This window comes from Pseudomonas triticifolii (assembly GCF_014358015.1).
GTDB lineage: Bacteria > Pseudomonadota > Gammaproteobacteria > Pseudomonadales > Pseudomonadaceae > Aquipseudomonas > Aquipseudomonas triticifolii.
The window spans coordinates 956042-968599 of the sequence record NZ_JACONV010000001.1 but is presented as its reverse complement, the minus strand read 5'-3'; the positions used below and the strand labels follow the sequence as shown (position 1 = coordinate 968599).

11 protein-coding genes and 1 pseudogene are annotated in these 12558 nt (G+C 59.8%); 6 read left to right on the top strand and 6 right to left on the bottom strand.

The annotated features are described in order from the left end of the window. Positions 1-350 precede the first annotated feature (350 nt). From H8S56_RS04220 to H8S56_RS04210, 3 genes are all read right to left on the bottom strand, one after another. Positions 351-1970 (bottom strand): methyl-accepting chemotaxis protein, encoded by a 1620-nt coding sequence (locus H8S56_RS04220; protein ID WP_187517943.1) that lies wholly within the window; start codon positions 1968-1970, stop codon positions 351-353. Between the two features lie 248 nt (positions 1971-2218). After that, positions 2219-2377: a hypothetical protein gene (locus tag H8S56_RS04215; protein WP_187518014.1), complete on the bottom strand. Its 159-nt coding sequence runs from the start codon at positions 2375-2377 to the stop codon at positions 2219-2221. Positions 2378-2479: 102 nt separating this feature from the next. Continuing rightward, positions 2480-3535 carry a patatin-like phospholipase family protein gene (locus H8S56_RS04210; protein ID WP_024687856.1) on the bottom strand — a complete coding sequence of 352 codons (1056 nt, stop codon included), beginning with the start codon at positions 3533-3535 and terminating at the stop codon, positions 2480-2482. Between the two features lie 170 nt (positions 3536-3705). Here H8S56_RS04210 and H8S56_RS04205 point away from each other — a divergent pair, with 170 nt between their 5' ends. From H8S56_RS04205 to H8S56_RS04180, 6 genes are all read left to right on the top strand, one after another. Beyond that, the gene (locus tag H8S56_RS04205; RefSeq protein WP_024687857.1) at positions 3706-3984 is read left to right on the top strand and encodes a hypothetical protein; all 279 of its coding nucleotides are present in this window, start codon (positions 3706-3708) and stop codon (positions 3982-3984) included. 174 nt (positions 3985-4158) lie between these two features. Next, entirely contained in the window at positions 4159-5076 is a 918-nt protein-coding gene (locus tag H8S56_RS04200; RefSeq protein ID WP_024687858.1) for an AAA family ATPase, read from the top strand. Continuing rightward, positions 5073-6029, top strand: coding sequence for a DUF58 domain-containing protein (locus H8S56_RS04195; RefSeq protein WP_187517942.1), 957 nt, complete (start codon positions 5073-5075; stop codon positions 6027-6029). The genes H8S56_RS04200 and H8S56_RS04195 overlap by 4 nt, the downstream gene beginning before the upstream one ends. After that, complete coding sequence (locus H8S56_RS04190; RefSeq protein WP_187517941.1) at positions 6026-8029, top strand: transglutaminase TgpA family protein; 2004 nt, start codon at positions 6026-6028, stop codon at positions 8027-8029. Before H8S56_RS04195 ends, H8S56_RS04190 begins: the two co-directional genes overlap by 4 nt. 30 nt (positions 8030-8059) lie before the next feature. Further along, positions 8060-8812 carry a CHAD domain-containing protein gene (locus tag H8S56_RS04185; protein ID WP_032610719.1) on the top strand — a complete coding sequence of 251 codons (753 nt, stop codon included), beginning with the start codon at positions 8060-8062 and terminating at the stop codon, positions 8810-8812. 136 nt (positions 8813-8948) lie between these two features. Further along, on the top strand, positions 8949-9746 hold the full coding sequence (locus H8S56_RS04180; RefSeq protein ID WP_024687862.1) for an acyl-CoA thioesterase: 798 nt from the start codon (positions 8949-8951) through the stop codon (positions 9744-9746). On the opposite strand, the pseudogene H8S56_RS04175 reads toward H8S56_RS04180, so the two are convergent. The 3 genes and pseudogenes from H8S56_RS04175 to H8S56_RS04165 form a co-directional block, all read right to left on the bottom strand. Then, positions 9730-10062, bottom strand: a pseudogene (locus H8S56_RS04175) (terminase). The gene H8S56_RS04180 and the pseudogene H8S56_RS04175 sit on opposite strands and share 17 nt — an antisense overlap. A gap of 109 nt (positions 10063-10171) precedes the next feature. Continuing rightward, positions 10172-11476 carry a methyl-accepting chemotaxis protein gene (locus tag H8S56_RS04170; protein ID WP_187517940.1) on the bottom strand — a complete coding sequence of 435 codons (1305 nt, stop codon included), beginning with the start codon at positions 11474-11476 and terminating at the stop codon, positions 10172-10174. 84 nt (positions 11477-11560) lie between these two features. Next, positions 11561-12397, bottom strand: coding sequence for a TatD family hydrolase (locus H8S56_RS04165; RefSeq protein WP_187517939.1), 837 nt, complete (start codon positions 12395-12397; stop codon positions 11561-11563). Positions 12398-12558: the final 161 nt, after the last annotated feature.

Here is a 12558-nt window from a genome sequence, read left to right as displayed (position 1 = left end):
ATACACCGGACCCTTCGCGGACGAGTCCGCTCCCACTGGTTGAAGCCGGTTTTCAGCCTGTAGGCGTGGACGTGTCCACGAAGACTGACGTTCAGGCGCAACCCTTTGACTGAATACACCGGCCCCTTCGCGGACGAGTCCGCTCCCACTGGCTGAAACCGGTTTTCAGTCTTTAGGCGTGGACGTGTCCACGAAGACTGACGTTCAGGCGCAACCCTTTGACTGAATACACCGGACTCTTCGCGGACTGTTGCGCTCCCATTGCTTGCAGTATGCAGGGTGGGCGCTGATTTCAATCAGCGCCAGCACCTATACCTTGGCTTTGGCAGTGGATCTTCGGGTCATATTCCTTAAAGCGAGAACCTTGCAACCAGTTTACTCATGTCCACTGCAAGACGGGACAGCTCGGAGCTCGCCGCAGCGGTCTGGTTAGCTCCTGTCGCGCTTTGGATGGATAGATCGCGAATACTCATCAGGTTGCCGTCGACCGAGCGCGCGACCTCTGCCTGCTGCTCCGATGCGGTGGCGATCATCAGGTTCATTTCGGTGATTTCATTGATTGCCTTGGCGATCAACGTCAAGGCAACGCCTGCTTCATGAGCGATACTCAGAGTGCCTTCGGCCTGCTCGCAACTTTCGCTCATGGCTTTTGTGGCTTGCTCGGTTCCCTTGAGAATGCCTCCAATCATTTGCTCAATTTCCTGAGTGGAGGTTTGGGTTCGATGCGCCAGCGCCCTGACCTCATCGGCAACTACCGCAAACCCACGTCCTTGCTCACCGGCCCGCGCCGCTTCGATTGCTGCGTTCAATGCCAATAGATTGGTTTGCTCAGCAATAGTCCGGATCACTTCCAGCACCTTGCTGATGTCCTTGGATTGGGACGCGAGATGCTCTACGTCGACACTGGTGTTCTGTACTGTCTTGCTGAGTTTTTCGATTGCGCTGACGGTCCTGGTCACGCGGTCAGATCCGGTACGCGTGGATTGATCTGATGCCTGTGCAGCATCTGACGCTGATGCGGCATTACGCGCTACTTCATCAACAGCAGCGGTCATTTCGTTGACTGCAGTGGCCGCCTGATCAATTTCGTTGTTCTGTCGCAGCAACCCTCGGCTGGACTCTTCGGTTATCGCATTCATTTCTTCAGCAGCGGATGCCAATTGGGTTGATGAATCCCCAATCAGTTTGATGGTGTCGCGCAGATTGTTTTGCATGATCTGCGTAGAGCGCATCAGGTCAGAAAACTCATCCTTGCCCGTGATTGTGATCACGCTACGCAAGTCGCCTTTAGCAATCGTGTCATTGACCCGCAGCATTTCGCGCAATGGGACGACGATGCTTTTGGTAAACAGGACTGCCAGCACAATGGTTGCAATTGCCGCCGCCAGGATAATAAAAATAATAAACATCAAACCGCTTTGATAGGACGCCTCGGACGCTTTGCCTGCATTCCCAGCTTCATCAATATTCAGTTTGACGAGCGCGGCAAGGGCTTCTTCAAGAGGGCGGTTAGCAAGGGGACCGTTAGTGTTCGTATAGACCAGCGCTTCGGCTAATGCATTGCGGTTGACCAATACCAACACTTGATCAAGCACGGCGATCATTTTGTCACCATTATCCGAAACGGCTTTGAACAGCAGTCCTTCTTTTTCGCTCGCAACAAAAGGCGCGTAGAGCTGAACCTCGCGTTTGAACTCATCGCGAGTGACGTTTATCGCTTTGATTGTGGCGGCGATTTCTACCGGGTCGGTCTGGTACAACAAACGACGGTTGTCGAGTCTTAAGCGCAACATCAACGCATTGATGCGGTCTGCAATGACAATGCTTGCCATTGAGTTTTTTTCCAAATCATTGGCGGTATCGCGGATTTCTCCCATTTTTCTGACCGAAATGCCGCCTAGTGCGACGAGAAGCAAAGCGATGAACATAAAACTCAGTGCCGCGCGCATCGAGACTTTCAGGTTTCTCATCGCCGTTGATCTCCAGATCAGATTTATTTGTATCCTGCGTTAAACGCCATCGGCTAATTGAAGCTGAACTTTAGCGCCTTTATGGTGGCGATCCAATATCAGGTTATCGGTGTGAGAGTTCTCCTGATTTCACGTTGTCAGCTAAGGAGAAAGCGCAGGTGCTGAGGGATTCGGAAGCCGTCATGTACCAGCGCTTTCATGCGATTGGCGCGGCGGTTGGCGAACAGACAAGCACAGTGCGCCTGCGCCTACGCCGCACCGAACACCGCAATCACCCTGGCTAGCGCCGTTTCGGTGCCTGCGCGCATATCCATCGGCTCTGTGGCGAGCCAGATGGAGTCGATGCGAATCATCGCAGGAGGGCTCGAAGACAGGTCGTGCAGGCGCAACCCTTTGACTAAATACACCGGCCCCTTCGCGGACGAGTCCGCTCCCACTGGTTGAGACCGGTTTTTAGCCTGATCTGCCCTCAAAATGTCGTGCATTGCCCATTGCTGCAAGCTGATGGGTCAGCGCTGATCACGCTCGTACCGGTCCAGCGTATCGCTGGCGATCTCGCGACCCAGGGCGATGAGTTCCGGGGCCTTGTAGAATTCGAAGAAACGGCACACCCGTTTCGGGACGTTGATCAGGATGTCCGGCGGGTAGCCCGCGATCTTGTACTGCGCCAGTGACGTCTGCATCACTTCGAAGCTCTGGTTGATCAAATCCAGCAAGGACGCAGGTCCGACGTTGTCGATGATCACCGAGCCGCTCGCCGATTTCGGCGCGCCTTCAGCCTGTGGCGCAGCCGCCGGTTGCTGGCCTTGCGGGTCGGCGCTGACTTCGCCAAGCCAGGGGCTGGGCACGCGGGCGGCCGCCGGTTTGAGGCTGCTGGTTTCAGCGGCTATCGAGGCTGTGTCCGTGGTTTCCAGTTTGCGGCGGAACGGCAGGCGCGAGCCCAGCGAGTTGATCAGCAGGTCGAAGCGCTTTTTCACCGCTGGCGGGCGCTCGATGATCGGCAACTGATAATGCTGCTGATGCGTCGAGTTGAGGTTGACCGCCACGATCAGGTCACAGTGGCTCGACACCACCGGCACGATGGGCAGCGGGTTCAGCAGTCCGCCATCGACCAGCATCCGGCCACCTTGCATGACGGGTGTGAACAGGCTGGGAATCGCCGCCGAGGCGCGCATTGCCTGATGCAGACAACCTTCCTGAAACCAGATTTCCTGCTGATTGGTCAGGTCGGTGGCCACCGCCGTGTAAGGAATGCGCAGGTCCTCAATGTTGATCTCGCCGACAATCTCGCGAATCTGGCCAAAGACCTTTTCACCCCGTATCGCGCCCAGCCGGAAACTCACGTCGACCAGGCGCAGGACGTCCAGATAATCGAGGCTTTCGATCCACTCGCGGTACTGATCAAGCTTGCCTGCCGCGTAGATTCCCCCCACCACGGCACCCATCGAGCAGCCTGCGATACAGGCGATCTCATAACCGCGTCGTTCCAGTTCCTGAATCACGCCGATATGGGCGTAACCCCGGGCGCCACCCGAACCTAGCACCAGTGCAATGCGTTTTTTCATCCATGCGCTCCTGAGTATCGCCTTACCTTACCTGCAACCTCCGGCGTTGCGTGATGAAACCTACGTCATTGATTGAAAAGAGTTACGCTTGCGCCCTTGTGCAACGGCACTTTCGGCCTGCTTCGCCGTCCAACCCGCACATTCCACTTCTACTCTTGAGGTAACACCCCATGAAAGCCTGGATCTGTCTGCCATTGTTCATCGTGGTTCTTGCAGGTTGTGCTGGCAAGACCGGGTATCGCGACAGCTGCGCCACTCAGCTCGATGCTGCCTGGCATGAGCTCGATCTTGCCAAGGCCGAAGGCTTCGCCGGGACCGTAAGCTACTCCAAGGCCCTGTCGCTGTTGACCGGCGCCAAGACCCAGCAACAATTCGAAGCGTTCGAAGGTTGCACCGAGAAGTCGGAAAAGGCCCGTTTCTACATTCGTGAGTCGCGCGCCGGTCGTTGATCGATTGCCACGGGCAGGCACGTCCAGTGTGCTTGCCCGTCTCTGTTTTACATCCTCTTAAGCAAATCCCTACTACCTCTGGCGAAACGTCCTACGCTAACCGTAAAGTGTCGGAATAGTTGGCGGGCCCTGTTGTGTCTGGACGGGTAGTAAGCAGTTGCCGGGGAGGCGTTAATGGGCACAAGACTCGATGCATGCCTGAGCGCCATCAATGAAGTGGTGCTGGGCAAGGAAGCACAGGTGCGTCTGGCGATGACCTGTTTGATCGGTGGTGGGCATCTGCTGATCGAAGACCTGCCTGGAATGGGCAAAACCACACTCAGCCATGCGCTGGCGAAAATTCTCGGCCTGAGTTATCAGCGCATTCAGTTCACCTCCGACCTGCTGCCGGGCGATATTCTGGGCACCTCGGTGTTCGATCGTGATACCGGGCAATTCACCTTTCATCCGGGGCCGATCTTCGCCGAACTGGTGCTGGCGGACGAAATCAATCGCGCCACCCCAAAAAGCCAGAGTGCGCTGCTGGAAGCGATGGAAGAGGGGCAGGTGTCCATTGAGGGCGCGACCCGCCTGTTGCCTGATCCGTTCTTCGTGATCGCCACTCAGAACCCGTTCAGCTCCGGTGGCACCTTTGCGTTACCCGAATCGCAACTGGACCGGTTCCTGATGCGCATTTCCATGGGCTATCCGGCCAGGGCTGCCGAGAGGGCGCTGCTGCTGGGTGAATCGCGTCGTGAGCTGTTGCCACGCTTGCAACCGATTCTGGATCACCACCAGCTCGGTCAGTTGCAGGCCCAGGCGCGTCAGGTGCGGGTCAGCGATGCGCTGGTCGACTATGTGCTGCGCCTGGCGGATGCGACCCGCAGCCAGCCGCAGTTCGCGTATGGGCTGTCGCCACGGGCCAGTCTGGCGATCCTGGCAGCGGCGCGGGCCTGGGCCATGCTGGCGGGGCGCGATTATGTGATTCCCGAAGACGTGCAGTCGGTGCTGCCGTCAGTGGTGGGCCATCGTCTGCGTGAACGCACCGATCCGACCGGTCATGGCGGCGGTGCGCTGGTGCAGTGGCTGCTGCGTGAGGTGCCTGTGCTTTGATTGCGCCGCTCAAACCGCTCTGGCAACGCTGGCTGGCAAGGCGCATTCCTGCCGCGTCGCGCATTGTGCTCGATCACCGGCGTATTTTTATTTTGCCGACGCGCACGGGCGTGACCTTCTTTGTCGTGTTGATCCTGATGCTGCTGGTCGCCATCAACTATCAGAACAGCCTGGCGTATGGCCTGACCTTTCTGTTGATGTCGGTGGGGGTGCTGGCGATTCTGCACACCTATCGCAACCTCAGCGGGCTGATCCTCAGCGCAGGGCCATCGCGCTCGGTGTTCGTCGGTGAGCCGGTGCAACTGCGGCTGCGCCTTGAAAGCGCAGGCCACGCTCATCAGGCACTCGGGCTGGGCTGGGCGGCAGACCGCCTGCAAAACGGCGATGTCAGCGCTCAGGGCCTGACCGAGGTCGAGCTGACACTGCCCGCAGAGCGCCGTGGCTGGTTGCGCGCACCGCGGTTGCGGGTTGAGAGTGTCTTCCCGTTGGGTCTCTTTCGTGCGTGGACCTGGCTGGATCTGGGACAGACCGCACTCATTTACCCCCGTCCGCTGTCCGGCACAATGCCCTTGCTCACCGGTGTGCAACCCCACGCCGAAGACGACGGCCAGGCGACTCAAGGGGCGGGTGTCGATGACTATCAAGGATTACGCAGCTATCAGCCGGGCGATAACCGTGGCCGGTTGCACTGGAAAGCCTATTCCCGAGGACAGGGGCTGCTGGTCAAGGACTTCACCGACCTGAGCGGGCACGAGCTGTGTCTGGATTTTCTGGCACTGGGTGGCGACATCGAGCAACGCCTTTCACGCTTGTGCTACTGGGTGCTGGAGCTGTCGCAGCGGCACCAGCCTTTTGCGTTACGCCTGCCTGGGTTCCTGTCCAGCGTTGACAGTGGCGACGCGCATCGGGAAGCCTGCCTGCGGGCGCTGGCGTTGTATGGACAGCGTCCATGACCTCGAAGACGGTGGTGAGTCAGCCAATTCCCCGCGTCAGCCTGACCTGGCTGTTGCTCGCCCAGGCCTTGGTCGTGGTGCCGTTTGCAGTACACGTCCCGGTTTCAATCATGGTCCTGTGGCTGGGCTGCACGATCTGGCGCGTGCAGGCATTTCGCATGCGTGTGCGCCTGCCGGGTACGTGGGTCAAATCCGGGTTGCTGGTGGGCACGGCCGCAGGCGTTTATCTGGCGCGAGGCAGCCTGGTGGGACTGGACGCGGGCGCAGCGCTGCTGGTGGCGGCATTTGTGCTGAAAATGCTGGAAATGAATACGCGCCGGGATGCGCGCGTACTGATCTTCCTCGGCTTTTTCTGCGTGGTGGTCGGCTACCTGTTCGAGGACAGCCTGCTGTGGGCGCTGTTCAGTCTGTTGCCGATCGGCGCGTTGCTGGCGGCCTTGATCGGCTTGCAGCAATCGGACCTGGCCAGCAAGCCTGCGGGCACTCTCAAGCTGGCGTTCAAGCTGATGGCGCAGGCCGTGCCACTGATGCTGTTGCTGTTTGTGTTCTTTCCGCGTCTGGACCCGCTCTGGTCGCTGCCGCAGCCAAGTAACAAGGGGGTGACCGGGCTTTCCGACAACATGGCACCCGGCGACATGGCCGAGCTGAGCCGTTCACCGGCGCTGGTGTTTCGCGCCAGTTTCGAAGGGTCCATGCCGGCACGCAATCAGTTGTACTGGCGCAGCCTGACCCTGGAGCAATTTGATGGCCGTCGCTGGTCACAGTCGGCGCGTGCCCAGACCGTGCAGGTGCCGCAGTGGGACAAGCGTGGCGATTCAGTGGCCTACAGCATTGTCATGGAGGCCAGCGGTCGGCCCTGGCTGCCGAGTCTGGATGTGGGTGAAACCCCATTGCCCGAGGTGAGGCAGATGAGTGACTTCCGCCTGCAGCGCAGGCGACCGGTCGAGCAATCGTTGCTGTATAGCGTCAGGTCCTGGCCGCAAAGCGTACGCGACTCGCAACTCAGCGAGCAGATTCAGCGTCAGGACCTGCAACTTCCTGCCAAAGGCAATCCTCAGGCCCGCCAGTGGGCCGACGAGCTTCGTCGTCGCAACGCCAGGCCCGATGCCCTGGTACAGGCCATGCTGGGTTACTTCGCTGACCAGCCGTTCCATTACACCCTCAAGCCCGAACTGCTGGGCAATGACAGCATCGACGAATTCCTGTTTGCCAGCCGCCGTGGCTTCTGCGCTCACTACGCCGGGGCGATGACCTTTGTGCTCAGAGCGGCGGGCATTCCGGCGCGCGTGGTGGCCGGGTATCAGGGCGGCGAACTCAACCCCGATGGCCAGTACCTGACCGTGCGCCAGTTCGACGCCCACGCGTGGGTCGAGTACTGGCAGCCGGGTGTCGGCTGGCGCAGTGTCGATCCGACCGCCGCTGTCGCCCCTCAGCGTATCGAGCAGGGACTGGAGCAGGCGCTGGCAGCCGACGAAGATTTTTTGCAGGACTCGCCGATGTCCGCGCTGCGATATCGCCACATACCGTGGATCAATGACCTGCGCCTGAGCTGGGACAACCTCAATTACGGCTGGCAGCGCTGGGTGCTGGGGTATCAGGGGCAACAGCAATTGCAGGTGCTCGGCCGTTGGTTCTCGGGGTTCGAGGCTCCGGTGTTTGTCGCGGGGATCGCGCTTTCTCTGGGGTTGGTAGCCTTGTGGCTGTTCAAACCCTGGCAGCGCGAAAGCGACTCTCAGTTGAGAGTGTTCAATGCCTTTGAACGGATCCTGTCTCGCCATGGTCTGCGTCGTATGCCTGGTGAAGGTGCCGAAGCGTTTGGCAGGCGTGCCGTGATGTTGTTGCCACTGCAAGCCGAGTCCATCAAGGCGTTTGTCGACGAGTTTCAGGCACAGCGTTATGCCGGACATCCAGGCTCCGTGGGCCGCCTGCGAGCGCGTCTCAAAACGCTGCGCCGTGGTTTGCCATGGCGGCTGTCGTCGGCCCGCAAGCATCATTCATAGAACGTCTTACAGGGGAATTGCATGTCTTCAATGGTGGATCATCTGGTCGCTGAAATGCTGGCGCTGGACGTCAAACTGCTTGCCTGTCAGGCACGCCTCGCCGTCTCGACCGACAGCGAAGCGCTGCATGATCTGCGCACCACTGTGCGCCGTCTGCGCAGCGTGTTGCGCCCTCTGCGCGAGTTTTCCGGTGCTACGCAACTGGAAGACGCTGCCAAGGCTGTCGGCCAACTGACCACGCCATTGCGTGACATGCAGGTGCTGGCCGCGTTCCTCGATGAGCAAGGCCTGAGCGAGGCAGCCCGCAAGCGTCATGATCATCTGAGCAGCGCCTGTCCCCGTGTGGCCAAATCCAGCGAGTTGACCCGGCTGCTGACCCTGATCGACCAGTTTCCGACCCTGTTGCGTATGCAGCAGCGTAAAGGCCTGCTGCGCGGTCTGCGCAAAACCATCGAAAAACGCATGGACAAACAGTGGCGCACGCTGCGCACGGCGATTGCCGAGCCGGGTCATGATCGCCATGACCTGCGTCTGCTGATCAAACGCGTGCGCTACGCTGCCGAGGCCTACCCGGAACTGAGCCATCAGCCGAAGAACATGCAGGCGCGGCTCAAGTCGGCGCAAAGCGAACTGGGCGACTGGCATGATCATCTGCAATGGCTGGCACAGGCAGGTGAGCAGCCCGATCTGGCACCGTGCATTGCAGGCTGGCAGATCGCAATCGTGCGCGCCGAACGCAAAGCCGAGGCATCGCTCAAGCGTCTGGCGAAGGCCTGTTTCTAGCGCGTTGCTTTGGAAAAGATAATTCCTACGACAAACATGTCATTCAGGCCGCACTAATGGCCGATATGTGGCATGCCACGCGAGGATGGGATGAGTACCATCCTTCCTATTCGTATCGAACCCTGCAGGCAGACCCATGACCTTTTCCGAACTGATCGACGCCGTACGAGATAACCCAGGCAGTGTCACCATTCCAGCCGAATGGTCCCAGGGCCGGGCCTGTTTCGGCGGGTTGATGGCGGCGCTGAACTTCGAGTCCATGCGGGCGCAGGTCCCTCAGGACCGGCCCGTACGTTCGCTGGCGATCACCTTTGTCGGCCCTGCCGAGCCGGGTGTGCCGATTGCCTTCGAAGTCGAGATTCTGCGTCACGGCAAGGCAGTGAGCCAGGTGCTCGGGCGCGCTGTCCAGAACGGTCAGGTCATGACCCTGATGCAGGGCAGCTTCGGTGCGCCGCGTGAGTCGATGATTTCGGTCCAGGCAGAACCGGCACCTCATCTCAAGTCTGTCGATGAATGCCCCGAACTGCCCTTTGTCAGCGGCCTGATGCCGGAGTACCTGCGGTTCATGGAGATCCGTTGGGCGCTGGGCGGCATGCCGTTCAGCAACACACCGTCGCCTGCCATTGGTGGTTACGCCCGGTTTCGCGACACCTCACAGTCTCAGCCCATGAGCGAGGCGCATATTCTGGCATTGGTCGATACCTGGCCGCCCGCGGTACTGCCGCACCTGAACAGGCCCGCACCCGGCAGTTCGCTGACCTGGACCATCGAATTCGTGCAACCCCAGCCTGTGCTCGACACCTTGCAATGGTGCAGCTACCGCGCCGTGATCGAACACGCGCGTGATGGGTACGGGCACACGGCTGCGGCGTTGTGGACGCCTGAGGGTGAGTTGATTGCGATCAGCCGTCAGACCGTCACGGTGTTTGGCTAAGCACAAAGCCAGGAATGTTCACGCGTTGCTCGTCCAGCAAACGTTTGACGGCATCGCCACGCTCGCTGAACGGGTCAGGTTACTGCTGTTCCAGCGTGTGCCCATGGCGCTGAAAGGCCAGCGCTGCGGCCAGCCCGATCACGCCAATGGCAATCGAAGCAACGCTCAGTGAAAACAGCCCGTCGACAATCAGCAGTGCGGCCACGATGAACAGGGGAGCCGCGATCAGGTGCAGCGCCAGATTTATCGGGTGCCGGTGATTGTCGGTGTAACCACGCCACTGCCATGTGTGGAGATCGGGAAGTCGCTTGTCCATACTGCAGTCCTCTTCAGTGCATTGCAGTCAATGCGTCATTCAATGCCTGAAGAATAGGCCTGACCCCGATCCGTCGCGAATCAAGCCTGACTATCGGCGCGATAGTCGCCTACAGCTTGAGTTGTCCGATAGCCATGTTCAGTTCGCCCGCCAGTACGGCAAGTTCGCCGCTGGTGTTGGCCGAGTCTACGGTCTGGATGACCGTGCGCTCGGTCACGTCACGAATGCTGACCACCGCCCGGTTCATTTCTTCGGCCACCTGGCTCTGTTGCTGGGCGGCGACGGCGATCTGGGTATTGCTTTCGCGCATCTGCGCCACCGCTCCGGCAATGGCCGCCAAGGCCTCTCCGGCTTCGCGTGCCTGTTGCACGCATTCATCGGCCTTGTACGAACTGTCCTGCATGAAGTGCACTGCGTCGCTCGTGCCGGCTTGCAAGGCAGACACCATGGTGGTGATTTCGTCGGTGGAGCTTTGTACGCGTTTGGCAAGGTTGCGCACTTCATCGGCGACCACGGCAAAGCCACGGCCCATTTCACCGGCGCGTGCCGCTTCGATGGCGGCATTGAGCGCCAGCAGGTTGGTCTGTTCGGCGATGCTGTGAATCACATTCACCACGCCGTTGATCTTCTGGCTGTCCGCAGCCATGCGCTGAATCATCTCGGCGGTCTGTTGCACGCCGCTGGACAAGCCGGCAATCGACACCTGCACCCGATCCACCACCGCTTTGCCACTGCCTGCAAGGGTGTCAGCTGTCTGTGACTGGTCGCGGGTCGTCGTGGCGTGCTGGGCGATGTGGTGCACCGTCGCGGTCATCTCATTGATCGCCGTGGCGACCTGATCGGTTTCGCTCTGTTGGCCAAGCATGCCGTGGCGAACCTCGGTCATCCCCGAGGCCAGGTGCGCTGCACCCTGGTCAAGCCTAATGGCGGTCTGCGAGACCGTTGCGACCACGCGCTGATACCCGGCCTGCAGCGCGTTGAATGCCTTGGCCATCTGCCCGACTTCGTCCTCACTGCCGTTCGGCACGCGGGCGGACAGGTCTCCGCTGCGTTCCACGTGCAGCATCACGTCTTTGAGCGTGTTGAGCTGACTGAGCAGGAAGCGGATCAGCAACTGTGAAGCCCCCAGCATCACGATCATCAGGACGAAGACGGCTATCGCGTAGTGCGCGAAATGCTGTGTCAGTACGTCGGTGAAGGACGGGGCCTGCATGAGCAGTGCGGCACTGGCTGGAAGCGGCTGTGTGGGGGGCCATTGCTCGATCAGGCGTGCGGCCTGTTGAGCGGATGCCTGACGCGATTGCTGCTCCAGCTGTACGGCGTATAGCACCAGCAGCAGGGTGGTGATGAACGCCACGGCGTTCACCGCCCAGAACTTGTACTTGAGTGACAGATTACTTAGCCATGAGCCCATGAGTGGTCTTCTATGATGATCGGTAGTGATAGCAGCAAGGTGCCATCACTGTATTCCGGCCATCAAAGCCACCGTTGACGCGGATCAAGAAAACGGTGGATTTACTTCCGGTGCCCGCTCAACCACAGGCAAGTCAAAAAACGCACGGGCGCACGCGGTGCTGTGGCGCGCCAGGTCTTCTTCGGTTTCGCCTCGGTGCAGCGCCACCTCACGCAGCACGTGCGGCAGATAGGCTGGCTCATTGCGGCCATTTTTCGGCTTTGGACGCAGGCTGCGTGGCAGCAGGTAAGGCGCATCGCTTTCCAGCATCAGGCGACCGCGAGGGATGTTGCCGACCAAAGGATGCAGGTGGGTGCCACGGCGCTCGTCGCAGATCCAGCCCGTGATACCGATGTGCAGGTCAAGGTCCAGATAGCTGAACAGTGCGGCTCGTTCGCCGGTGAAACAGTGGACCACAGCCGCCGGCAGGCGGTCACGGTAATCGCGCAGGATCTCCAGCAGACGCTGGTTGGCGTCGCGCTCATGCAGGAACACGGGCAGTTGCCGTTCCACGGCGATGGCCAGATGCGCTTCCAGGACTTTTTCCTGTTGCGCACGAGGTGAAAAGTCGCGCTTGAAATCCAGTCCGCATTCGCCCACGGCGCGCACGCGATTTTCCTTCAGCAGGGCATGCAACTGTTTCTCGGTGTCGCCGGTCCAATCGCTCGCTGAGTGAGGGTGAATACCTGCCGTGCAGAACAGTCTTTGAGCGCTTTCGTCCAGTTCCAGGCAGAGCTGCAAAGCCTGTTCGCTGCCTTCGACGCTGGTGCCGGTGACGACCAGTTGATCCACGCCTGCGGCGTAGGCACGGTCGAGTACCGCCTGTCGCTGCGAAGCGAAGCTGGCGTTAGTCAGATTGACGCCAATGTCGATGAGTTGCATGGTGCTACCTCCAGCGCAAGGCTGCCGAGCATATCAGAGCTTCGGTAAAAACAAGAAAACGCTGGCTATTCAACCGGTTGAGCTTCAAGTCTCGACGTATTCCTTCGATGTTGATGCTGCTGCGTGACTTCCAGAGTTCCTTTTTCCTGTTTCCGGCGATG